General features: G+C 75.9%; 24 protein-coding genes and 1 pseudogene. 16 read left to right on the forward strand and 9 right to left on the reverse strand.

All coding sequences use genetic code 11. From position 1 onward, the window contains the following. The first annotated feature begins 8 nt into the window (after positions 1–8). Together ACIP4P_RS05210 and ACIP4P_RS05215 are read left to right on the forward strand one after the other, a co-directional pair. The gene (locus ACIP4P_RS05210) at positions 9–728 is read left to right on the forward strand and encodes a TNT domain-containing protein (RefSeq protein ID WP_400914940.1); all 720 of its coding nucleotides are present in this window, start codon (positions 9–11) and stop codon (positions 726–728) included. A gap of 123 nt (positions 729–851) precedes the next feature. Next, complete coding sequence (locus ACIP4P_RS05215) at positions 852–1,460, forward strand: GNAT family N-acetyltransferase (RefSeq protein ID WP_400914942.1); 609 nt, start codon at positions 852–854, stop codon at positions 1,458–1,460. Between the two features lie 54 nt (positions 1,461–1,514). Here ACIP4P_RS05215 and ACIP4P_RS05220 read toward each other — a convergent pair whose 3' ends face one another. After that, positions 1,515–2,966: a helix-turn-helix domain-containing protein gene (locus tag ACIP4P_RS05220; RefSeq protein ID WP_400914943.1), complete on the reverse strand. Its 1,452-nt coding sequence runs from the start codon at positions 2,964–2,966 to the stop codon at positions 1,515–1,517. Between the two features lie 193 nt (positions 2,967–3,159). Here ACIP4P_RS05220 and ACIP4P_RS05225 point away from each other — a divergent pair, with 193 nt between their 5' ends. After that, positions 3,160–3,882, forward strand: a complete 723-nt coding sequence (locus ACIP4P_RS05225) for a DUF4232 domain-containing protein (RefSeq protein WP_400914945.1) — start codon at positions 3,160–3,162, stop codon at positions 3,880–3,882. 189 nt (positions 3,883–4,071) lie between these two features. Continuing rightward, positions 4,072–4,779, forward strand: coding sequence for a DUF4232 domain-containing protein (locus ACIP4P_RS05230; RefSeq protein WP_400914946.1), 708 nt, complete (start codon positions 4,072–4,074; stop codon positions 4,777–4,779). 1 nt (position 4,780) lies between these two features. On the opposite strand, the gene ACIP4P_RS05235 is transcribed toward ACIP4P_RS05230, so the two are convergent. After that, positions 4,781–6,022: an MFS transporter gene (locus ACIP4P_RS05235; protein WP_400914948.1), complete on the reverse strand. Its 1,242-nt coding sequence runs from the start codon at positions 6,020–6,022 to the stop codon at positions 4,781–4,783. 143 nt (positions 6,023–6,165) lie between these two features. Between ACIP4P_RS05235 and ACIP4P_RS05240 the strand changes: the two genes are divergently transcribed. Together ACIP4P_RS05240 and ACIP4P_RS05245 are read left to right on the forward strand one after the other, a co-directional pair. After that, positions 6,166–6,987, forward strand: a complete 822-nt coding sequence (locus ACIP4P_RS05240; RefSeq protein ID WP_400914950.1) for an amidohydrolase family protein — start codon at positions 6,166–6,168, stop codon at positions 6,985–6,987. Between the two features lie 54 nt (positions 6,988–7,041). Next, positions 7,042–7,953, forward strand: a complete 912-nt coding sequence (locus tag ACIP4P_RS05245) for a DUF6896 domain-containing protein (RefSeq protein WP_400914952.1) — start codon at positions 7,042–7,044, stop codon at positions 7,951–7,953. Here the strand turns inward: ACIP4P_RS05245 and ACIP4P_RS05250 are convergent. Beyond that, positions 7,925–8,314, reverse strand: coding sequence for a VOC family protein (locus tag ACIP4P_RS05250; RefSeq protein ID WP_400914953.1), 390 nt, complete (start codon positions 8,312–8,314; stop codon positions 7,925–7,927). The genes ACIP4P_RS05245 and ACIP4P_RS05250 overlap by 29 nt on opposite strands. Continuing rightward, positions 8,311–9,345 carry a hypothetical protein gene (locus tag ACIP4P_RS05255; protein WP_400914955.1) on the reverse strand — a complete coding sequence of 345 codons (1,035 nt, stop codon included), beginning with the start codon at positions 9,343–9,345 and terminating at the stop codon, positions 8,311–8,313. The genes ACIP4P_RS05250 and ACIP4P_RS05255 overlap by 4 nt, the downstream gene beginning before the upstream one ends. A 229-nt stretch (positions 9,346–9,574) precedes the next feature. Between ACIP4P_RS05255 and ACIP4P_RS05260 the strand changes: the two genes are divergently transcribed. From ACIP4P_RS05260 to ACIP4P_RS05275, 4 genes are all read left to right on the forward strand, one after another. Then, positions 9,575–10,018: an HAD family hydrolase gene (locus tag ACIP4P_RS05260; RefSeq protein WP_400914957.1), complete on the forward strand. Its 444-nt coding sequence runs from the start codon at positions 9,575–9,577 to the stop codon at positions 10,016–10,018. Positions 10,019–10,084: 66 nt separating this feature from the next. Next, entirely contained in the window at positions 10,085–10,546 is a 462-nt protein-coding gene (locus ACIP4P_RS05265; protein WP_400914958.1) for a hypothetical protein, read from the forward strand. Positions 10,547–10,555: 9 nt separating this feature from the next. Beyond that, the gene (locus ACIP4P_RS05270) at positions 10,556–10,852 is read left to right on the forward strand and encodes a PRC-barrel domain containing protein (protein ID WP_400914959.1); all 297 of its coding nucleotides are present in this window, start codon (positions 10,556–10,558) and stop codon (positions 10,850–10,852) included. 3 nt (positions 10,853–10,855) lie between these two features. Further along, positions 10,856–11,440, forward strand: coding sequence for a DJ-1/PfpI family protein (locus tag ACIP4P_RS05275; protein ID WP_400914961.1), 585 nt, complete (start codon positions 10,856–10,858; stop codon positions 11,438–11,440). Between the two features lie 64 nt (positions 11,441–11,504). Here the strand turns inward: ACIP4P_RS05275 and ACIP4P_RS05280 are convergent, their stop codons facing one another. The 4 genes and pseudogenes from ACIP4P_RS05280 to ACIP4P_RS05295 form a co-directional block, all read right to left on the reverse strand. Beyond that, positions 11,505–12,359 carry a DNA ligase gene (locus ACIP4P_RS05280; RefSeq protein WP_400915349.1) on the reverse strand — a complete coding sequence of 285 codons (855 nt, stop codon included), beginning with the start codon at positions 12,357–12,359 and terminating at the stop codon, positions 11,505–11,507. A gap of 69 nt (positions 12,360–12,428) precedes the next feature. After that, positions 12,429–13,307 (reverse strand): annotated as a pseudogene (gene ligD, locus ACIP4P_RS05285) (non-homologous end-joining DNA ligase); the annotation flags it as partial. Between the two features lie 119 nt (positions 13,308–13,426). Then, the gene (locus tag ACIP4P_RS05290) at positions 13,427–13,846 is read right to left on the reverse strand and encodes a VOC family protein (RefSeq protein ID WP_400914963.1); all 420 of its coding nucleotides are present in this window, start codon (positions 13,844–13,846) and stop codon (positions 13,427–13,429) included. A 25-nt stretch (positions 13,847–13,871) separates the two neighbouring features. Beyond that, positions 13,872–14,759: a helix-turn-helix domain-containing protein gene (locus tag ACIP4P_RS05295; RefSeq protein WP_400914965.1), complete on the reverse strand. Its 888-nt coding sequence runs from the start codon at positions 14,757–14,759 to the stop codon at positions 13,872–13,874. A 134-nt stretch (positions 14,760–14,893) separates the two neighbouring features. Between ACIP4P_RS05295 and ACIP4P_RS05300 the strand changes: the two genes are divergently transcribed. The 3 genes from ACIP4P_RS05300 to ACIP4P_RS05310 all read left to right on the forward strand — a co-directional run bounded on the left by ACIP4P_RS05300 (position 14,894) and on the right by ACIP4P_RS05310 (position 16,690). Next, positions 14,894–15,328 carry a CBS domain-containing protein gene (locus ACIP4P_RS05300; RefSeq protein WP_350514214.1) on the forward strand — a complete coding sequence of 145 codons (435 nt, stop codon included), beginning with the start codon at positions 14,894–14,896 and terminating at the stop codon, positions 15,326–15,328. Between the two features lie 92 nt (positions 15,329–15,420). Then, positions 15,421–16,005 (forward strand): pyridoxamine 5'-phosphate oxidase family protein, encoded by a 585-nt coding sequence (locus ACIP4P_RS05305; protein ID WP_400914967.1) that lies wholly within the window; start codon positions 15,421–15,423, stop codon positions 16,003–16,005. A gap of 76 nt (positions 16,006–16,081) precedes the next feature. Then, positions 16,082–16,690 (forward strand): TIGR03086 family metal-binding protein, encoded by a 609-nt coding sequence (locus ACIP4P_RS05310; protein ID WP_400914970.1) that lies wholly within the window; start codon positions 16,082–16,084, stop codon positions 16,688–16,690. 135 nt (positions 16,691–16,825) lie between these two features. Here ACIP4P_RS05310 and ACIP4P_RS05315 read toward each other — a convergent pair whose 3' ends face one another. Further along, entirely contained in the window at positions 16,826–17,221 is a 396-nt protein-coding gene (locus ACIP4P_RS05315; protein WP_400914971.1) for a transglycosylase family protein, read from the reverse strand. 477 nt (positions 17,222–17,698) lie between these two features. On the opposite strand from ACIP4P_RS05315, the gene ACIP4P_RS05320 reads away from it, so the two are divergent. From ACIP4P_RS05320 to ACIP4P_RS05330, 3 genes are all read left to right on the forward strand, one after another. Further along, positions 17,699–18,253 carry a universal stress protein gene (locus tag ACIP4P_RS05320; protein ID WP_350514218.1) on the forward strand — a complete coding sequence of 185 codons (555 nt, stop codon included), beginning with the start codon at positions 17,699–17,701 and terminating at the stop codon, positions 18,251–18,253. Between the two features lie 80 nt (positions 18,254–18,333). Then, positions 18,334–19,788: a PLP-dependent aminotransferase family protein gene (locus tag ACIP4P_RS05325; protein WP_400914972.1), complete on the forward strand. Its 1,455-nt coding sequence runs from the start codon at positions 18,334–18,336 to the stop codon at positions 19,786–19,788. 192 nt (positions 19,789–19,980) lie between these two features. Continuing rightward, the gene (locus ACIP4P_RS05330) at positions 19,981–20,490 is read left to right on the forward strand and encodes a hypothetical protein (RefSeq protein ID WP_400914974.1); all 510 of its coding nucleotides are present in this window, start codon (positions 19,981–19,983) and stop codon (positions 20,488–20,490) included. Positions 20,491–20,775 lie beyond the last annotated feature (285 nt).

Raw genomic sequence — 20,775 nt, forward strand, 5'->3', positions numbered from 1 at the left:
GAGACACCGTGCGCCTTCGCCTTCGCCTGCTCGTCGCGCCGCTCGCCGCGGCCGCCGCCCTCACCGCCGTGACCGCGCCCGCCGCGCTCGCCGCCCCTGGCGCCGGAGCCTCGACCAGCGGCGCCACGACCACGAGCGCCACGACCACCGGCACCAGGACCACCGGCACCCCCGCCGACCAGTGCTCGGCGGCCTTCCGGCAGGACGACGCGCGGCTCGGCCCGCAGGACCTCCCGAGCAGCGGCCCGGTCGGCCGCCAGCTGCTCGGCTACCAGCGCACCGGCGGCGCCAGCGAGCAGGACTTCCTCGCCACCTACTACGACCAGGGCGCCAACGGCGGCAAGGGCGGCTGGAAGTACCCGCCGGCCGACGGCTACGTCACCCTGCCCGACGGCTCCCCGGTCGAGTTCGACCTCACGCTCTACCCGAACCAGAACATCGACCGCTACGGCAGCGAGTACGGCGCCTTCCTCGCCCCCGAGGGCCTGCCGTACGCCAACCGCGCGATACCCCCGCAGAGCCTGGACGGCACCCCGGCGGCCGGCTGCAACTACCACGACTACAAGGTGGTCAAGCCCTTCACGGTGCACGCCGGACCGATCGCGCCCTGGTTCAACCAGCCCGGCTGGGGCCTGCAGTACCAGCTCGACGCGACGCTGCTCCCCGGCGGGCCGGCCAAGCTGAACGTGCTCTGGCTGGTCGAGAACGGCTACCTGGCGCGGATCTGACGCTCCGACGAGCGCCCGGCGGCCCGGCCCCGGCCGGTCGCCGGGCGCTCTTCCCTTCCGCCCGCTCCGTCCGGCCCGGAAATTCGGTGGCGGCCGCGGCCGCACCGGGCGTAGGAAGGGAGGGTGACCAGCAGCGACACGGCGACCGACCGGAGCCTCTTCCAGCCCACCGTCCTCGACCTCGGCGACGTCCGGCTGCGCCCCTGGGGCCGTGCCCTCGACCTGACCGGGGGGACGGTCGCCGCCGTGATGGCGGCCGCCGCGGACCGGGAGGTCGCCCGCTGGAACCCGCTGACCGACGCCACCCGTCCGGCCGGTGCCGAGGCCTACCTCGACCGCGCGGACGAGCGCTGGGCGGACGGCAGCACCGCCTGCTTCGCCATCACCGACGCGGCCGACGGCACCCTGTGCGGCAACGTCGTCCTGAAGTGGACCGACCGGGCCGAGGGCATCGCCATGGTCGGCTACTGGCTGCTCGCCGCCGCCCGCGGCCGGGGCCTGGCCACCCGCACCGCCGACGCCGTCACCAGGTGGGGCGTGCGCACCGCCGGCGTGCGCCGGATCGAGCTGTACCACGCCGTCGACAACGCCCCGTCCTGCCGGGTCGCCGCCCGGGCCGGCTTCCCGTACGAGGGGACCCTGCGGGCCTCCTACCGCGACGGCGACCGCCCGTACCACGACGAGCACCTGCACGCCCGGCTGGCCACCGACCCGGAGCCGCGCCTCGCCTGAGCGGGTGGCGGGCCCGGGCCGAAGGCGGGCCCGGGCCGGTGGAGGGGGCCCGGCTCAGCCGCCCTCGCGCTTGATCCACTCGCCGCCGCCCAGCGGGTAGTCGTAGCCGGGCCGGTTGACGTTCGCGCTGGTCCGGAACGGTGTACCGCCGTTGTCGGCCTTCACGCTGCCGTGGCGGTCGCCGCTGGACCAGTCCAGCGTGAGGTCCCACCGGACGTCGTGCGCCTTGGTGTGCGCGACGACGTAGAAGACCTCGGGGTCGGTCTTGCTGACCTTGTACGGGAAGTCGCGCTGGCCGCCCTTGACGGTGATCACCGGACTGCCCCGGTCGAGGTCGATGTCGAAGGACTTGGTCTCGACCCCGCCGCCGCAGCCGACCCCCATCGAGTAGTCGTTCCAGGCCAGCGGCGCGCCCTTGGAGGTGATCCGCACGTGCAGTGCCTCCAGGACGACGGTGTCCGCACCGGTGCCCTGAACGGTCAGTGCGACCTCCTGCTCGCCGGAGGAGACCGCGCCGTAGGCGGCGGCCCAGCGCGGGGCGTCGCGCTCGGCTGCGGGCGGGCCGACCTGGGCGGGCGCGCTGTTGACCAGGAAGTGCTGGCTGCACGGGTCGTCGTAGACGTACGGGCGGGTGCCGACGGTGATCGGCGCGGTGGTGCTGCCGGTCGGGGTGGACGTGGCCGCCCGGCCCGGGGACGCCGTGCCGGTGGTCGCCCCGGCGGTGACCCCGGCAGCGGCCGGGGCGGTGGCCGAGCCGGTGGCCGAGGAGGACGGAGCGGGGACGGACGGGTCCGGCCCGGCGGGTGCGTCCGTCGTCGTCGGTTCCGGGCCGCCGCCCACCGCCAGCTCCGCCGTCGTGCCCGGCGGGCCGTCGGTCGCCGGGGCCGTCGCGGTGCCGGCCGCCGCCGCGGCGCCGGCGGGCTGCTGGTCGCCCGTGCCGGTCCCGCCGCTCCAGAGGGCCGGGCGCGCCACGACCAGGGCGACGGTCAGCAGGACGACGCCCGCGGCGGAGGCGATCAGCACCCCGCGGCGGCGCCGCGGTGGGGCGGTCGGCGCTCCCACCTCGATCACCGGGTCCTCCTCGGCGGAGTCGGCGGTGGCCGGCCGGGCGCGTCCCGGTTCGGTGACCGGTTCGACGGCCGGTGCTCCGACCGGTTCCATGACCGGTTCGACGGCCGGTGCCCCGGTTGGTGCGCCGACCGGTCCGCTGACCGGCTCCGCCCGTTCCGCCCGTTCCACCCGGCGGCCGCGGGCCGCGTCCGCCAGGATCCAGCTGCGGTGCAGCGCCACCAGCTCGTCCGGCGTGGCCCGGCACAGCCGGGCGAAGCGCTCCGCCGGCTGGTACTCGTTGGGCAGCGCCGCGCCGCTGCAGTAGCGGTGCAAGGTCGACGTGCTCATGTGCAACCGCTTGGCCAGCGTCCCGTAACTCAGGCCCGAGCGGGTCTTGAGTTCGCTCAGGAGCCGTGCGAACTCCGCCGCCTCCGTGGTCCCCGTGTCCTCCGACACCCGTCCCCTCCGTTCCCCCCGCGTCCCGTTCCAGCGTTCCAGGCCCCGTCAACTTCCACTGGTCAGAGCCCGTTTCGCCGTTCCACCCTACCCATCGTGCCGTCAGGTGTGGTGGCCGGGACGGCTCGCGCCGCAGGCTTCGGGTCATCCGGTCGGGCCGCCGACCGGGAGACCGCCGAAAGGGGCACCCCGCATGTCCGTCCGCACCTCCCGCGTCCGACTGGCCGTCGCGGCGAGCGTCGCGCTCGCCGCCCTCTCGCTGACCGCGTGCACCGACAACGACAGCGGGGACATCGCGACGGCCACCGGCCCGACGCTCAAGGCCGCCTCCTCCGGCGCGCCGACGGCCCCCGCACCGACGGCCCCCGCGCCGTCCGCCGCCGCATCCGGGGACGGCGCGTCCGGCGACACCGGCAAGGCCCCGACCACCGCCCCGAAGGCCCCGACCCGGATCCCGGCGCCGTCCAAGCCCGCCAAGCCCGCCGAGCCGGGCACCTGCGAAGGCGGCAACACCAAGACCACCGCGGCCCCGTTGAACCGTCCGGTCAACCACATGCTGCTGACCGTCACCAACACGGGTACCGGGGCGTGCTTCCTGTACGGCTACCCGGCGGTGCGTTTCGGCGAGGCCCAGGCCGTGCCCCCGGTCATCGAGGACTCCAAGCCCCAGGCCGTCGTCACCCTCCAGCCCGGCGAGTCCGGCTACGCCTCCATCAACCTCTCGTCCACCGACGGCGGCAACGCCGGGCACGGCTACACCGCCACCTCGCTGACCGTCTACTTCTCCGGCCCCGCCATGAGCGGGAGCGTCGGCACCGGAGCCCACCCCGCCCTGCCCGCCAAGGGCGTCTACGTCGACGACTCCCTCAAGGTCACCTACTGGCAGCAGTCCATGGACGACGCCACCTCCTGGTGACCCGCACGCTCACCCCCACACCCACCGCCCCCGGCCGGTCCGGAAGCTGAGTCAATGTCACAGTCCCGTCCCTGTCATGTCCCGGCGATTGTGACGCCCCGGGTGGCACCGAAACCCGTCGGTCCACCGTCCTGTGGTGTGTTCGCACCGACCACACCCGCTCTCACCCGTCGACATCAAGGAGCCGTCATGTCCGTCCGCCGCCGCCGCCCGCTGCTCGCCACCGTCGTCCTCGTCGCCGGTGCCGGACTCGCGCTGACCGCCTGCGGGCCCGACAACAGCGACCCGGTCGCCGGGGCGACGGCCCCCGCGACCGGCGCGGCGCCCGGTGCGCCCTCGGCGACGGGCGCCCCGGCCACCTCGCACCCCAGCACCCACGCGCCGAAGCCCTCAGGCACCGGCCGCCCCGGTGGGAACGGCGGCGCGACCGGTGGAACCGGCGCGGCCGGCGGCCCGTGCGACATCCAGAACCTGTCGATCCACATGACGCCCCGCTCCGGGGCTCCCACCCAGTTCGTGATCGACGTGAAGAACACCGGCGGCAGCGCCTGCACCCTGAGTGCCACCCCGGGGGTCAACCTGGGCAACTCCACCGCCCAGGACCAGAGCAAGAACCTCAAGCCGATCCTGGCCAGCGGCACCGAGCGGTTCACCGTCGGGGCGGGCAAGAACGCCTACGTGGCGATCGACGTCAACCCGAGCGGCGCCACCACCGGAACCGTCCCCGGCATCAACGAGATCAACGTGCTGGCTGACGACGACGACACCAACATGCCGCTCGCCAACACCCAGAACTTCCCGCTCCCGGGTGGCGCGAAGGTGCTGGACCCGAAGATGGGCGTCTACCGCGCCAGCGTGGCCGAGGCGGTCGCCTCCCTGGCCTCGGCCCCCAAGTAGGTCAGCCCGAGGCGGTGACGGGGGCCGGGGCGAGCGGTGGTTCGGGGTTCCGGCCCTCGGGGAGGCAGGCGGCGGCGACGGCCGCCAGGGCGTAGGCGAACCCGGCGAACAGCGCGATGCTCGCCGCCAGGCCCAGCCGCCCGGAGAGGTGGCCGACCAGGGCGGGGAACGCGGCGCTGACCACCCGGCCGAGGTTGTAGCAGAAGCCCTGCCCGCTGCCCCGGACCCGGGTCGGGTACAGCTCGGCGAACAGCGCGCCCAGCCCGCCGGGGATGCCGGCCGAGAAGAACCCGAGCGGCGCGCCCGCGACCAGGGTGCCCAGGTCGCCGAGCGGCAGCAGCAGGTAGGGCAGCAGGGTCACCAGGCAGCCCACCGCGAAGACCAGCACGTTGCGGCGGCGGCCGATCCGGTCGGAGAGCCGGCCCGAGGCGAGGTAGCCGAGGAACGAGCCGGCGATGAAGACCGTGAGGTGCCCGCCGCTGCTCATCACCGACAGGTGCCGGGTGGTGTGGAGGTAGGTCGGCAGGAAGGTGGTCAGGGCGTAGTAGCCGCCGTGGCTGCCGAGCCCCAGCAGGGCGCCGAGCACGGTGACCCGCAGCAGACCGGGGCGGAAGATCGCGGTCGGCGAGGCCGGCTCCCGGCGCCGCTGCTCGGCGGTGGGGTCGGGGATCCCGCGGCGCAGGGCGAGCACCAGCAGCGCGGGCAGCACGCCGAGCCAGAACATCGCCCGCCACGCCCAGGCTTCCGGCAGGACGGCGACCAGCACCGAGTAGGCGGCCAGGGTGAAGGCCCAGCCGACCGCCCACCCGCTCTGCACCGCCCCGAGTACCCGGCCCCGGTGCCGGGAGGTCACGTACTCGCTGATCAGTACCGTGCCCGCGGCCCACTCACCGCCGAAGCCGAGGCCCTGGAGGCAGCGCAGCGTGAGCAGGGACGGGAAGTCGTCGGCGAAGCCGACCAGCGCGGTCGCCACCGCGTACCAGGCGATGGTGAAGCGCAGCACGGTCACCCGGTCCCAGCGGTCGGAGGCCGCCCCGGCCAGCCAGCCGCCGAGCGCGGTGCTGATCAGGGTGGCCGAGGACGCCAACCCGCCCTGGCCGCCGGTGAGATGCCACAGTGAGGTGAGGGTCGGCAGCACCAGGCCGTAGATCTGGGCGTCGGCGCCCTCCAGCGCCCAGCCGCCGAAGGTGGTCCAGAACGCCCGCCGGCCGGCGGGGGAGGTCTCGCGGTACCACTCGCGCATGTCCGCTCCTCACCTGGCGCCGATGGGGCGGCGGACGGCGGGAGTTGGCAGATATGATCGTGAGCACGTCAGTATGTTGGCGAACATGTGGCCAATATGACACTTCGTCAGGTGTGGGTCCAGGCGGGCCTTAGCATCGCCAAGTGACCTGCGAAACGGCCGAGTCGGTGGACTTCCACGCCCATGTGTTCCACCGCGGCCTGCCGAGCGTCGACCGCCCCCGCTACCTCCCGGACCGCGACGCCCTCCCGGCGGCCTACCTGGCCCTGCTCGACCGGCACGGCATCGGCGGCGCGGTCCTCGTCCAGCCCAGCTTCCTGGGGGCGCGCAACGACTTCCTGCTCGACTGCCTGGCCCGGCACCCCACCCGGTTCCGCGCCGTCGTCGTACTGGACCAGGACCGGTTGCACCGCCCGGAGGCCCTCGCCCCGCTCGCCGTCGACGGCGTCGCGGGCGTCCGGCTCAACCTGATCGGCCGTCCGGTCCCCGACCTCACCGCCCCGCACTGGCGGCAGTTGGGCGCACTGTTGGCCGACCGCGGCCGACACCTGGAGGTGCACGCGGCGGACGGCCAGTGGACGATCCTCGCACCCGCCCTGCGCACCTGGCCGTCCGCCGTGGTGATCGACCACCTCGGCCTGCCCGGCGCGTCCGGGGCCTCCGAGGAGGCCGACCGCACGGTTCTGGACCTGACCGGGCGTGACCACGTGTGGCTCAAGGTCTCCGCGCCCTACCGCTGCGCCCCCGGCCGGGCCGGCCGGATGCTGCGCCGGGTCCTGGCGGAGGCCGGCCAGCGACGCCTGCTGTGGGGCAGCGACTGGCCCTGGACCCGGCACGAGGACGGCCGGACCTACGCCGACTGCCTCGCCTGGCCGGCCGCCCACCTGGACCCGCCGGCCCTGCGCGCCGCCACCGTCGACAACCCGGCCCGACTGCTGAACTGGTCGCCGTCGCCCGGACGTTGAGGAGCGGCCGGAAACCCGGGTGACGGCGGCGCCGGGGCAGGCGATCATGACCGGATGACCGCTACCGATCAGCCGTGGTGGAACCTCCACGAGGCCGTCGCCCTCTGGGGCGCGCGGCTGGCCCCGGCCGCCGCCGTGGTCGACGCCGCCGTCGAGGCGCTGGCCGCCGGCCGCGACGGCCCGGCGCTGGGCGAACTGGCCGCGCTGGAACGGGGCGAGGCCGATGACCGGCTGCCGGAGCTGCTGGACGCCGCCTGCGCCGAGCTCGGCCTGCCCCGGCCGGTACGGGACGATCGGGCGACGGAGGAGGCGGGCGTCCGGGCGCTGGCCCGGCGGGTGATGTCCGGGCAACTGGCCCCCCGCCGCTTCACCGCGCTGCTGCACGAGGCCTTCGGGCACCGGCTGGAGCTGGTCGAACCCTTCGACGGTCTCCACGACGACTACCAGAACGAGTTCGGCGAACTCACCGTGGCCCAGCTCGACGCCGAGGTGCTGGAGGAGGCCTGGCGGCTCGGCGCCGATCCGGCGCTCGCCGCCCGGCGCCGCCCGGTGACCACGGCCCGCGGACTGGTCCTGGGCTACCTCGCGGACCTCGACCGGATCCTCACCGATCTGGGCCGGCACCGGCCGCCGGCCGCCTCCCTGGTCGACTGGCTCTACCTCGCCCGGAGCCGCCGGATCCCGCAGACCGGCGTGGTCGGCGGCCGGCTGTACCAGGTGCACGGCGCGGGCTGCCGGTTCACCGGCCCGGACGGGGTCGAGGTCGACGTGGACACCGCCGGGCCGGACGGGGTGACCTTCGACGCCTGGCGGCTGCAGTGCCACGGCGCCGGCCTGCCGGAGCCGTTCGCCGCGTCGCAGGACGAGCTGCGGGCCGCCGCGTCGGCGCTGCCGCAGCTCGCCGAAGGGGCCTGGCCCGGCCGGTTCGTCCTGGCGACTACCGGTGGTACTGGGCGAGTTGGATGAGGTTGCCGCAGGTGTCGTCCAGTACCGCGACGGTGACCGGGCCCATGGCCGTCGGCTCCTGGGCGAAGCGGACGCCGAGCCGGTGCAGCCGGTCGTACTCGGCGTGCACGTCGTCCACCGCGAACTGGGCGGCCGGGATGCCGTCCTCGACCAGGGCCGTCTTGTACGGGCCGACGGCGCGGTGCTGGTCGGGCTCCAGCAACAGCTCGGTGCCGTCGGGCTGTTCGGGGGAGACCACGGTGAGCCAGCGGTACTCGCCGACCGGGACCTCCTCCTTCTTCACGAAGCCGAGCACCTCGGTGTAGAAGCGCAGCGCCTTGTCCTGGTCGTCGACGAACACGGTGGTCAGGTTGATCCTCATCGGGTGTCCTCCGGGGTGCCCTGGTGATCGCGGTTGCCGAGGCGATCGTAGATCGCCCGCAGCCAGGGCCGCCGGACGGCGGGGAGCCGGGCGAGGCGGTGGAGCAGCAGGTCGGGGGCGGGCTCGAACAGCCGGTACGGGTGCGGCGGCAGCGGGTCGTCGCGTTCCTCCCCGGCGGGCAGCCGGGTCGTCAGGCGGGGCGGCGGGAAGGCCAGGTACGCCCACACCCCGGCGTCCAGCGGCACGGTGACGGGCCCGGCGGGCGGCTGCCAGGCGGCGCCCGTCCACGGGTGGCGGGGGACCAGGGCGAGGTCCGTGGGCGGGACGGGGGCGAGGCCGGGCCCGGCCAGGCGCAGGGTCCGGGCCGGGGGACCGGCCGGGAGCAGCCGGTGCAGGGTGCGGCCGAAGGTCTCGGTGAGCAGGCCGGGGGCCACGGCCACCGGCTCCCCGCCGGAGGCCGCCAGCACCTCGGCCAGGGCCGTCCCGACCGCGGCGCGCCAGCGGTCGCTCCACCAGCCGCCCGGCTTGACCGGCGGCAGCGGCGGAACCGCCCAGCCGTCCCCGGCCGGCCGGGCCGGGCCCTCGACCGGGAGACGCCGTACGGCTCCTGGGTGGAGCCACACCTTCTGCCAGTGGTAGCAGTCGTCGATCCGGGAGCCCACCGTGCGCCCGCACCGTTCGCAGGCCAGGTTCGGGCCGCCGGCCGCGGCGCAGCAGCCCTCGCACTCCCCGGGCAGCAGCACGGTGCCGCGGGTGTCGCCCGGGGCCAGCAGCACCGCGCCGCCGGGGCCGCTCCACAGGCCGTCGACGGGTGCGTACACGCCCTGGGCGGCGGCCTCGGCGGCCGTGACCGCCGCCCAGGGCCGCCAGGGGCGCTCGGACGGCTCGGGGTCGACGGCGAAGGTCCCCGGTTCCAGCAGGGGCGGCAGGTAGCGGTCCCCGCCGTGCCGGTGGGCGTGCGGCGGCAGGGCCACCTCCGTCACCGGCGCCGTCAGCTCCGCGCCGCACCCGGCGCACGCGAACACCGCCACGCGTCCTCCCCCCTGCGACGACCTCGACCCGCTGGCGACCCCCGCCCGCGGACCACCGGAGTATTCCGGCCCGGGCACCGTCCGCCAAGCGGTTTTCGCCCGGTCGCGCGGCCGTCCCCGGCAGGCAGCGCGTCCGGCCGGGCGGCGACCTAACCTGGAAGGGCGCATCCGGTGCGCGGCCCGCGGAGGGCGGCGCACCGGCCCGAGTACGGAAGCGGGAGCGGTAGCCATGACGGTGATCTCGGCGGCTCTCTTCGGTACCGACTGGTGGCCCCGGCCGCCCGGCGGCGCCGAGCTGCTGCGCGAGTGCGCCGCGCGGGGCTGGACGGTCGTGCTGACCGGTCCCGGCCCGGCCGGGGCGCCCGCGCTGACCGTGACCGCCCCCGGCGACGACCCGGTACGGGCCGCGCTGGCGCTGGTGGACGGCGCGGCCTCGCACGCCGTGGCCGTCGCCGGAAGCGTGCGCGAGGTGCGGGCGGCGCGCCGGGCCGGGGTGCCCTGCGTCGCCCTGGAGGCCGGCGGGGACGCCGGTCCGGAGCTGCGGGCGGCCGGCGCGGCGGAGGTCCACCGCGACGCCGCCGCCCTGCTGCGTGTCCTGGACGACAGCCTGCTCGCCCGTCCCCGGGCCTTCGGGCGCGTGGCCGCCGCAACCGGCGGCCCCCGGAACGGTTAACGCCGGCCCGTACCGGGCAACCGCCCGGGTGCGAGCACGTCACCCGAAGTGTCGGAGGTGACCGAGATGGACGGACCCGCGTTGAGCGGACGGGAGCGGCGGCTCCTTGAGGAGATCGAGTCCGATCTGCGCCAGGACACGCGTCTCGACCGGAAGTTGAGCACGATGGGGGCGAACCCGCCGAACCGGTTCCGGGCCGCGCTGCGCGGCGTCGGGCGCCGGGTCTCGGCGGGGGTGCTGCTGACCGCGCTGGTGATGACGTCGCTGTGCGTGGCCATCGGCGTGCGCACCCCGACCACCGCCGTGCTGACCGCCCTCGGGGTGGTCTGGGCGGCCACGGTGGCGGCGTCGGTGGCGGCCGCGGTGCTGTTGCGGCGGCGGCGGGAGCGCGGCGCCGGCGGCATCGATCCGGAGCCGGGTGGGCCGGGCGGGCGGACCGGACGCCGTGAGCGCCGGGACCGTGGCGACGGCCGCGAGGACCGGGGCGAAGGCCGCGAACGTCGGCCCTGGGACCGCCCGGAGGCGTGAGGTGACCCGATGAGCACTGACCTGTGGGAGTACCGTCCGGGCTCCCATCCCGCCGCCGACCTCAGCCTGGTCGGGTACGAGGTGCACGGCACCGACGGCCCGCTCGGCCGGGTCGAACAGGATGCCGGCGACCACCTGCGGGTCGACGCCGCCCCCTGGGTGCCGGGCGCCCGGGTACTCGTCCCGGTCGGCGTGGTCGCCCGGATCGACCACCTGGACCGCAGCGTCCACCTGGACTGCCCGCGGGCCCGGCTGGGCACCGCCCCGCCGCCGGCCGAGAACCTCACCGTCCCCCGCCGGCACTGAGCCATGGGCTGGCCGTCCACCACCCTGACCGGCCGGACGATCGCCTTCCTGGTCGCCCCCTACGGCGCCGAGCAGCGCCAACTGGCGTCGGCCTGGCAGGCGGTGGCCGAGTCCGGCGGCACCCCGCGGCTGCTCTCCACCGCCCCGGGGCGGGTCCAGGCCGTCCGGCAGCACGCCCTCGGGGACACCTTCGCGGTGGACGGCCTGGTCGCCGAGGCGGATCCGGCCGGGTACGACGGGCTGGTGCTGCCCGGCGGCGTGGCCAATCCGGACCTGCTGCGGCTGGACGGGGCGGCCGTCGCCTTCGTCCGGGACTGCTGCGCCGCCGCCCGCCCGGTCGCGGCGATCTGCCACGCGCCCTGGACGCTGATCGAGGCCGGGGCCGTGCGCGGCCGCACCCTCACCTCCTGGCCGAGCCTGCGCACCGACCTGCTCAACGCGGGCGCCCGGTGGGTCGACGCGGAGGTGCACGTCTGCCGGGACGGGCCGGGCCCGCTGGTGACCGGTCGCGGGCCGGCCGACCTGCCGGTGTTCGAGGACACCCTGGTCACCGAGTTCGCCCACGCGGCGGCGAAGCGGCGGCGGTGACACGGCCGTTCGGGCCGGACGGATTCCGCGGACCCGGCAGGTCCCGCAGTCCCGGACCGGCGGCTCAGTCCCCGCGCAGGCGGACGAAGGTGGCCGTGGGCGGGCGGCCGGTGAGGGTCAGCTCGGCGCGCAGCGGGCCGGTGAGCGGGTGCACCTCGCCGTGGTCGGGGTCGACCGCGGGCGGGCCCAGCAGCGGTCCGGCGGCCCGGGCGACCTCGCGGGCCTGGACCGGGGTGAGCCGCGGCGTGGTGAGCAGCACCCGGCCGTCGTCCAGGCCGAGCACCAGGGCGTGCGGCCGGGCGGCCGGGCCGGTGAGCGCGCGGACGGTGGCGTCCACGGTGTCGCTGCGCCGGTACTTGACCCAGACCCGGCCCGCGCCCTGCGCCCGGTAGGGGGAGGCCGCGGCCTTGCAGACCAGTCCCTCCACGCCGGTGTCGGCCAGGCCCGTCATCCACTCCAGCGCCTCCGCCCGATCGGTGGTGGCCAGGACCGGCTGGATCGGCGGTGGGACGTCGGCCAGGGCGGCGAGCAGCAGGCGGCGCCGGTCGGTGAGCGGCAGTCGCCGGACGTCCCGGCCGGGCAGTGCGAGCAGGTCGAAGGCGATCAGCCCGAGTGCGACGTCCGGGGCGGCGGCCCGGGCCCGGCGGGTGTGCAGCAGTTCCTCGAAGGCGAACCGGCCGGACCGCCAGGCGACCAGCTCGGCGTCCAGCACCAGCCCCTCGGGCAGCCGGGCGACGGCGGCGGCGATCGGCGGGAACTCGGGCGCGAGGTCGCGGCCGCTGCGGGCCTGCAGGAACGCCGGGCGCTCGCCGCGGGCGAAGGCGAGGCAGCGGAAGCCGTCCAGCTTGAGCTCGTACTGCACACCGCCGCCGCCCAGCCCGTCGGCGGGCGGGACGGCGTGCACGGCGGCGGGGCGCATCACCTCGACGGGTGGCTGCAGCACCTGCGCCTGCTGGGTGCGGAGCGGCGGCGGCGCGGAGGGCAGAGCCGGCAGCGGCCGGGCCTCGGCCGGGTCCAGCAGCGGTGCGAACAGGTCGCCGTGCGCCGCCAGCCGGCCGGGCAACTCGGCGAGCGTGAAGACCAGTTCCGCCTCCCCGCGGGCCCGTTCCAGCTCCGCCCAGGACAGCGGGGTGGAGACCGTCGGCAGCGGGCGGGCGCGCAGCGTGTAGGGGGCGGCGGTGGTCTTCCTGGCGTTGTTCTGCGACCAGTCGACCAGCACCCGGCCCCGGCGCCGGGCCTTGGCCATGGTGTGCACCACCAGCTCAGGGTGTGCCGTCTCCAGGGCGGCGGCCAGCGCCTTGGCGTACCCGGAGACCTCGGCGCTGGGTGTGGGCTCGATCGGCACCAGCAGGTGCAGGCCCTTGGAACCGGAGGTCTTCACCCAGGCCGACAGTCCGTCCGCGGCCAGCCGCTCGCGCAGCAGCAGCGCCACCGCCCGGCAGGTCAGGACGGTGGCGCCGTCGCCCGGGTCGAGGTCCAGCACCAGCCGGTCGGCCAGGCCGGGCGCGGCGGCGTGCCACTGCGGGACGTGCAGTTCCAGGCAGCCCAGGTTGGCGAGCGCGAGCAGCGCCGCGCCGTCCTCCAGGACCACCTGGCGCAGCCGCTCGCCGCTGGTCGGCACGTCCACCGTGCGCACCCAGTCGGGGGTGCCGGGCGGCGGGTTCTTGGCGACGAACACCTCCGCCTCGACGCCGTCCGGGCAGCGCAGGAAGGACACCGGGCGGTCGCGCAGGTGGGGGAGCAGGGCGGTGTGCACGGCGGCGTAGTAGCGCAGCACCTCGCCCTTGGGGGTGCCGATGCTCGGGTAGTACACCTTGTCGAGGTGGGACAGGGCGAGGGTGCGTCCGTCCACCGTCAGCTGTGGCATCGGCGGCCTCCGAAGGCTCCCGGGGGTGGCCCCCGCAGCCAGTCTGCCCCGGGACGGCGCTCGCCGCCCCGGGGCCGGTGGCCGGCGCGGGGCCGGGCGTTACGGTGCGCGGCCGGGCGTCAGGGCGCCGGGGCGGGCCGGGGCGCGCCCGGGTAGGTGCCGAAGTACCAGTGGTTGCCCTCCGGGTCGGCGGCCGCGAAGTCCCGCGAGCCGTAGTCCGTCTCGGTCAGCCCGGTGGTGATCCGGGCCCCGGCGGCGACCGCCCGGGCGTGCACGCCGTCCGGGTCGGCGGTGACCACGTACGCGCTGAAGCTGCCCGGCTCGCCGCGCCACTGGCCCGGCGCGGTCTCGCGCACCGAGCCGAGCATCACGCCGCCGCCCTCCGGCCAGGCCAGCTCGGCGTGGGCGACGAAGTCGCCCTCCCCGTAGCTGACCACCTCCTGGAAGCCGAAGGCGTCCGACAGGAAGCGGATCAGGGCCCGGGCGTCGGTGGCGCGCAGGGTGGGCCAGACCTGCGGTGCGGGGGTCTCGGTGTCCATCACGATCACTCCTCGGTTCGGGTGCTCACGCCTCCCACTCTGCAGCGGCCGCGCCCGTCCCGCCTTGGACGTTTCGGAACGGCTTCCCCTCCTCCGGGCCCTCCGCCGCCAGCCAGGCGCTCGGTGCGGCGCCGGCCAGCGCGCGGAACTCCCGGGCCAGGTGCGCCTGGTCGAAGTAGCCGCAGCGGGCGGCCAGTTCCGCCAGCCGGGGCGGCGGCGACCCGGCCGCGAGCAGGTGCCGGGCCCGGTCGAAGCGGATCACCCGGGCGGCCGCCTTCGGGGTGAGCCCGGTCTCCCGGCGGAACCGCTCCTGGAGGTGCCGGGCGCTCCACCCGGTCTCCCGGGCCAGCTCCGCCACCGGCAGCGCGCCGCCGCTGCGGCGCAGCGCCCGCCAGGCCCAGCCCACCTCCGGCGGCACCCGCCCGGACGGCCGAGCGGCCCGCAGCAGCGCCGAGTCCAGCACCGCGAACCGCTCCGCCCAGCCGTCGGCCGCCCGGAGCCGCTCGTGCAGGAGCGGGCCGAGCCGCCCGAGCAGCTGCTCCGCCGGGAGGTCGATGCCGGCCAACTCCCCGGCGGGCAGCCCGAACAGCGCCCGGGCGGCGAGCGGGTGCACGGCGATCTGCACCCCGGACTGGGCGCCCTCGTGGGTGATCAGCGCGGGGGAGGTGTGCAGCCCGCCGAGCAGCGTGGGGTAACTGCCCGGCGGCTGCGCCGGATCGGGGTGGCCGACGATCACCAGCGGCTCGTCCAGGGTGAGGATGAAGGTCAGGTACGGGGACGGCAGGCCGCGGTGCACGGCGGGGGCCAGGCCGCGCTGCCGGTAGCCCGAGTACCAGGCCACGTACGGGCGCAGCGCCGCCGCGGGCCGGGCGTGGACGGCCTCGTCGACCGCCCCGGTGGCTTGCGTGCTCACGTGGTCCAGTATCGGGGCCCGGGGTCGCGGGCGGGAGCGCGGGTGCCTATGGTGAGGGCACGGTCACCCCGCGCAGCCGCGGTGCGCCGCGTGGGGGAGGACCGTCGGGGGGCAACACCGACGAAGGAGTCCCCGTGACCACTGCCCGAGACATCATGCACACCGGCGCCCAGTGCATCGGCGCCCACCAGACCCTGGACGAGGCCGCGCGGATGATGCGCGAGAAGGACGTGGGCGCGCTGCCGATCTGCGGCGACGACCAGAAGCTGCACGGCATCATCACCGACCGCGACATCGTGGTGCGCTGTCTCGCCGAGGGCAAGGACCCGGCCCGGATGACGGCCATCGAACTGGCCGGGCACCTGCACTGCGTGCGGGCCGAGGACAGCATGGAGGTGGTGCTCAAGAAGATGGAGCAGCACCAGATCCGGCGCATCCCGGTGATCGACGGCGAGCGCCTGGTCGGCATGATCAGCGAGGCCGACCTGGCGATGGGGCACCGCGAGGGCCACCGGCTGACGGACCAGCAGATCATCGAGTTCATGGACAGCGTCTACCTGAGCCGGTGACGCGCCCGCCGGGCCCGGCGGCCGGGCGTGGCGTCCGTCTCGGTGGGTGGAATCCCCTTCTCGCTCAGCGAGACGGGGGCACAATGGCGGACATGGGGAAACAGTACGAAAGCATCGACGGCCGGCTGCGGCAGTTCATCGAACGCCAGCCCGTCTACTTCGTCGCGACCGCACCGCTGGCCGCCGACGGACACGTCAACCTGTCGCCCAAGGGCCGTTCCGGCACCCTCGCCGTCCTCGACGAACTCACCCTCGCCTACCTGGACTTCGGCGGCTCACAGGCCGAAACCGTCGCCCACCTGCGGGAGAACGGCCGGATCACCCTGATGTGGTGCGCCTTCGACGGCCCGCCCACCGTGGTCCGGGTGCACGGCCGGGGCGAGCCGGTCTTCCGCGACGACCCGCGCTTCGCCGAGCTGCTCGCCCACTTCGAGCCCGGTGCGGACGGCGCCGGACTGCGGGCGATCGTGCTGGTCCGCGCGGAGCGGGTCAGCGACTCCTGCGGCTACGCGGTGCCGTTCATGGACTACCGCGCCGACCGGGACCTGCACGCCCAGTACTTCGACCGCAAGGGCGAGGAGGAGTTCAACGCCTACTGCGAGCGCAAGCCGTACGTGGGCACCAGCATCGACGGCCTGCCCGCCCTCCCGCTGCCGCTCCCGGACCGACCGGCCTGACCGGCCGACGGCCGTCCTCGGGGTGGATGCGGGGCCGGGGCACGGGGTGACCTAAAAGGCTGTCATCATCGGCGACATGACCGACCGTCAGAAGGAAACGGAGATCGCCGCCATGCCGCGCCACCCCGTCGTCGAGCAGATCGAGCGCGCCGCCGCCACGACCGGAGTCGTGATCGCGGGCATCGGGGCGGAGCAGTGGAAGCTGCCCACCCCCTGCGCGGAGTGGGACGTCACCGCCCTGGTGAACCACCTGGTGGGCGGGATCGGCCGTTACGTCGGCCAGTTGACCGGCACCGACCCCGGCAAGGCGCCCGGGGGCGACTGGTTGGGCGACGACCCGGTGGCCGCCTACCGGGCCGCGGCGGCGGCCGACCTGGCGGCCTGGCGCCGGCCGGGGGCGCTCGACCGCACCCTCACCGTCGCGATCGGTGAGCTGCCGGGGGAGTTCGCCGCCACCGTGCACCTGGCCGAGCTGGCGGTGCACGGCGCCGACCTGGCGGTGGCGACCGGACAGGAGAACCTGCTGGACCCCGAGCTGCTGGCGGGCCTGCTGGCCGCGATCCGGGAGCTGGGCGTCGAGCCGTACCGGGTCCCCGGCGTCTTCGGCCCGGAGGCCCTGGTCCCCGAGGACGCCCCGGTGCACCTGCGGCTGCTGGCCCATCTGGGCCGTACGGTCGCCGCCTGAGCAGTACCTGAGCAGTACCTGGGCAGTACCTGGGCAGTACCTGAGCCGCATCCGGGCGGTGTCGGGCGGCCGGTGACGCGACGAAGCCGCCGCACCCTCGGGGTGCGGCGGCTTCGTGCGTGCGTGCGGCGGGGCTTACTTGCCCAGGCCGGCCTTGACGGAGCAGATCGGCCAGGCGCCGGGGCCCTGCGCGGCGAGGACCTTCTCGCCGATCGCGATCTGCTGGGCCTTGGAGGCCTGGTGCGCCTGCGGGGCGAAGGCGGTGCCGCCGAAGGCGGCCCAGGTGCTGGAGGTGAACTGCAGGCCGCCGTAGAAGCCGTTGCCGGAGTTCACGGCCCAGTTGCCGGTGGCCTCGCACTGGGCGACCTTGTCCCAGACGGTGGCCGGGGCGGCCGAGGCGCTGGTGGCCGTCACGAGGCCGGCCACCGGGAGGGCGGTGACCGCCCCGGCCATCAGAGCCATCCGGACGCGGTTGCGGCGCTTCGGGGTGGCAGTGGTGGTGGCAGCGGCGGTCTCGTTACGGAAGGTCATGCGGTTCCTTTCGGAGGGGGTCTGCGAGCGTGCGGAACCAGGCCCTCGGAGGGCCGTCGGTTTCGTGGACGCGTGGCTCGCGTGGTCAGGCACCGTTCCGGTCCGGGGGCGGTGTGGCCCGGCCGGAGCGGAGTCGCTCGGTGCAACGGGTTCGAAGGTACGGGGGAGGTCGTGGCGGTTTCAAGGATTCCCAGGTCGGTGCACGTCAGAGGCCTGTTACCGCAGGTAGCGATCACGAAAATAAGGTGATTTCGCCTGATTTCCACCTCTTTCCAAGATCAAACCACCCTGGGAAGTGGCCCCCGTCACCCCGGAGGCGCTGTGAGGCCGGGCACACCGTCGACAGCGCGTGACGGTCCACCCGACCCCGGGTGCCGGAACGACGGCCCCGCGCACCCGCCCGGGTGGCCCGCGCCACAGCCGTCACCCGGAGTGCCCGCTGCCACCACCCCCGGTGGCGGGCATAGCCTTCGGCCCATGAGCAACGAGAGCGATGCGACGGACGCAGGGGCCGTCGACGACGCGGGCCGCCCGCAGGCCGGGTGGCACCAAGGGGACGGGGACCACGGGACGGCCGTCGCCCCGACCGGCTTCGAACTGGGGACGGACGGACCCAAGGTGGTCCTGGCGGGACTGGACGGCTCCGACTCCTCCTGGCGCGCCACCGCCTACGCCGCCGGCCTCGCCCGCCGACAGGGCGCCGTGCTGGCCGTGGCCTACGTCCAGCCGATACTCGGCGCCGCGACCGCGCTGGCCGGGGCCGCGGTGGAGGAGACCACCCAGGAGATCGCCGACGAGCTGCTGGCCGCGCTGCGCGAGGCCCAGGAGCGGGTGCGCGAGGTCTGGCGGGTGGAATGGCGCTTCCTCACCATGCGCGGCGACCCCTACACCGGCCTCGCCAAGCTCGCCGACGAGCTGCGGGCCGACGCCGTGGTGGTCGGTGTCTCCGAACAGGCCGGGCACAAGGTGATCGGATCGGTCGCGGTCCGGCTGGTCAAGGCGGGCCGCTGGCCGGTCACCGTGGTCCCGTAGGGCACGTCGGCCCGGCGGCGGTGAGGGGCCCGGGGCCCGCCCGCCGGGCGGCGCCGGAGCGGCGGGTAGGGTGCGTGACCATGACGGAACCGCCGGGCGCGCACCCCGCCGAGCCGCCCCACCCGACCGGCAACGACCTCCACCTCGACCTGCCCGCCACCGGCGGCCGCCGCGCCGCGCTGATGGCCGCCCTGCGCGAGGCGATCCGCAGCGGCCGGCTGGCCCCCGGCACCCGACTGCCGCCGTACCGGACCCTGGCCGCCGACCTCGGCCTGGCCCGCAACACGGCCGCCGAGGCCTACGCCGAACTCGTCGCCGAGGGCTGGCTCACCGCCCGCCAGGGCTCCGGCACCACCGTCGCCGAACGCGCCGCACCCGTCCCGCCCGCCCGGGCCCGCCGCCCCGCGCCCCGGCCTGGACCCGCGCACGACCTGCGCCAGGGCCAGCCCGACGCCTCCTCCTTCCCCCGCACCGCCTGGCTGGCCGCCGCCCGCCGGGCCCTGACCGCCGCCCCCAACGAGGCCTTCGGGCCCGGCGACCCCCAGGGCCGGCGCGAGTTGCGCACCGTCCTCGCCGACTACCTCGCCCGGGCCCGCGGGGTGCGCACCGACCCCGACCGGATCGTGATCTGCTCCGGCTTCGCCCACGGGCTGCGGCTGCTCTTCGACGGCGCCGCGCCCGTCCTGCCGCCCGCCGAGCGCGGGCCGCTGGCCGTGGAGGCCTACGGACTGGGCTTCCACCGCGGCCTGCTGGCCGCCGCCGGGGTCCGGACCGTCCCGCTGCCGATCGACGAACAGGGCGCCCGGGTCGAGGAGTTGGCGCGCCACCCGGAGCTGCGCACGGTCCTGCTCACGCCCGCCCACCAGTTCCCGACCGGCGGCCCGCTGCACGCCGGGCGCCGCGCCGCCGTGATCGACTGGGCGCGCGGGCACGGCGGACTCGTCCTGGAGGACGACTACGACGGGGAGTTCCGCTACGACCGCCAGCCGGTCGGCGCCGTCCAGGGGCTGGACCCCGACCGGGTCGTCTACCTCGGCAGCGCCAGCAAGAGCCTCAGTCCGGCGCTGCGCCTGGGCTGGCTGGTGCTGCCGGAGCACCTGGTCGACCGGGTGCTCGCGGCCAAGGGCGAACGCGAGGGCTGGGCCAGTGCCCTGGACCAGCTGACCCTGGCCGAGTTCGTCGACTCCGGTGGCTACGACCGGCACGTGCGCCGGATGCGCCGCCGCTACCGGGACCGCCGGGACCAGCTGGTGGCCGCGCTGGCCGAGCACGCCCCGCAGATCGGGGTGTCCGGCATCGCGGCCGGCCTGCACGCCGTGCTGCGGCTGGCCCCGGGCACCGAACGCTCCGTGCTCAAGGCCGCCGTCTACCGGGGGCTGGCCGTGGAGGGCCTCGCGGACTACCGCCATCCGGCGATCACCGCGGAGGCGATGCCCGCCGTCGACGGACTGGTGGTCGGCTACGCGACGCCGCCGGACCACGGCTACCCGGCGGCGATCCGGGCGCTGTGCGACATCCTGCCGCCGCCGGCCTGAGCGGGGTGCGGGTCCGGTCGCCCGGGCCGCGGGTCCGGCCGCGCGTGGGGGCGAAGGATAGGGCAGCGGAGGTTCCGCCGGACGCGGAACGCGGTCGATCGGTCACCGGCGTCCGCCCGCCGCTCGTGTGTCGGTACGGCTCGGGCCCGAGCCCGGTAGCCCCGGCGGCGCCGACCCCTAGGCTCCATGGTCATGCGCAGAACACATCTGAGCCGGGCCGCGCTCGCCGTGTGCCCGGCCCTCGCCGCCGGCCTGCTGCTGTCGGCGGCACCCGCCCGGGCCGACGGCCAGCTGCCCCTGACGGCGGTCTCCGACCGTCAGACGACCGGCCGGGGCGGTGAGTTCACGCTGACCCTGACGCTCACCAACCCGTACGACACCCCCATCCAGTTCGTCTACCAGAGCGTCCAGCCGAGCTACCGGACCAGCCAGCAGCAGGGGCTCAAGTTCAGCGCCACCGCCTGCGGCACCCAGACCAACGGCTGCAGCGACAACGTGCACGGCGGCATCGCCCGGTACGACGTCCCGCTCGCCCCCGGCGCCGGCAGCAGCTTCACGGTCACCTACACCGTGGCCCCCGACTCCGCCTGCGGCCCCGACGTCCGGATCGACCTGTACTCGTACCTGTACTACGAGTACAAGGGCGGCCTGGCCAGCAACTCCGGCATCCTCGGCATCGCCGGCCCCCAGGTGGCCTGCTGACCCGCCGACCCCGCCCGCGGCGCGGCCCCGGCCGCCTCCGCCCCCCATGCACCCGTCAGGTGCCGGCCACCCCCGTACCGGCACCTGACGGGCCTTTTCGCATGTCCGCGTCCCGGGACGGTCGGGGCGGCGGCCGCGCGGCTGGGACGGCTGGGGCGGCTGGACGGTGCGGCGGGTTGACGCGAGGGCGGGCCGGGGCGGTGGTTCCGCCGACGGGTCGGGGAGGCCGTCGGGGGCGGCTCGGCGGGCGCGAACGGATGTTCAGGTGCGATGGCGCGCGCGGGG

Origin of the sequence: Kitasatospora sp. NPDC089509, from assembly GCF_044749365.1 — a bacterium.
GTDB lineage: Bacteria > Actinomycetota > Actinomycetes > Streptomycetales > Streptomycetaceae > Kitasatospora.

Coding starts and splice junctions, on each gene's coding strand:
- ACIP4P_RS05320 (WP_350514218.1), top strand. CDS start 17,699: ATGAGCAACGAGAGCGATGCGACGGACGCAGGGGCCGTCGACGACGCG.
- ACIP4P_RS05245 (WP_400914952.1), top strand. CDS start 7,042: ATGACCGCTACCGATCAGCCGTGGTGGAACCTCCACGAGGCCGTCGCC.
- ACIP4P_RS05330 (WP_400914974.1), top strand. CDS start 19,981: ATGCGCAGAACACATCTGAGCCGGGCCGCGCTCGCCGTGTGCCCGGCC.
- ACIP4P_RS05315 (WP_400914971.1), bottom strand. CDS start 17,221: ATGACCTTCCGTAACGAGACCGCCGCTGCCACCACCACTGCCACCCCG.
- ACIP4P_RS05325 (WP_400914972.1), top strand. CDS start 18,334: ATGACGGAACCGCCGGGCGCGCACCCCGCCGAGCCGCCCCACCCGACC.
- ACIP4P_RS05225 (WP_400914945.1), top strand. CDS start 3,160: ATGTCCGTCCGCACCTCCCGCGTCCGACTGGCCGTCGCGGCGAGCGTC.
- ACIP4P_RS05290 (WP_400914963.1), bottom strand. CDS start 13,846: ATGGACACCGAGACCCCCGCACCGCAGGTCTGGCCCACCCTGCGCGCC.
- ACIP4P_RS05250 (WP_400914953.1), bottom strand. CDS start 8,314: ATGAGGATCAACCTGACCACCGTGTTCGTCGACGACCAGGACAAGGCG.
- ACIP4P_RS05270 (WP_400914959.1), top strand. CDS start 10,556: ATGAGCACTGACCTGTGGGAGTACCGTCCGGGCTCCCATCCCGCCGCC.
- ACIP4P_RS05280 (WP_400915349.1), bottom strand. CDS start 12,359: ATGCGCCCCGCCGCCGTGCACGCCGTCCCGCCCGCCGACGGGCTGGGC.
- ACIP4P_RS05265 (WP_400914958.1), top strand. CDS start 10,085: ATGGACGGACCCGCGTTGAGCGGACGGGAGCGGCGGCTCCTTGAGGAG.
- ACIP4P_RS05260 (WP_400914957.1), top strand. CDS start 9,575: ATGACGGTGATCTCGGCGGCTCTCTTCGGTACCGACTGGTGGCCCCGG.
- ACIP4P_RS05235 (WP_400914948.1), bottom strand. CDS start 6,022: ATGCGCGAGTGGTACCGCGAGACCTCCCCCGCCGGCCGGCGGGCGTTC.
- ACIP4P_RS05305 (WP_400914967.1), top strand. CDS start 15,421: ATGGGGAAACAGTACGAAAGCATCGACGGCCGGCTGCGGCAGTTCATC.
- ACIP4P_RS05275 (WP_400914961.1), top strand. CDS start 10,856: ATGGGCTGGCCGTCCACCACCCTGACCGGCCGGACGATCGCCTTCCTG.
- ACIP4P_RS05310 (WP_400914970.1), top strand. CDS start 16,082: ATGACCGACCGTCAGAAGGAAACGGAGATCGCCGCCATGCCGCGCCAC.
- ACIP4P_RS05230 (WP_400914946.1), top strand. CDS start 4,072: ATGTCCGTCCGCCGCCGCCGCCCGCTGCTCGCCACCGTCGTCCTCGTC.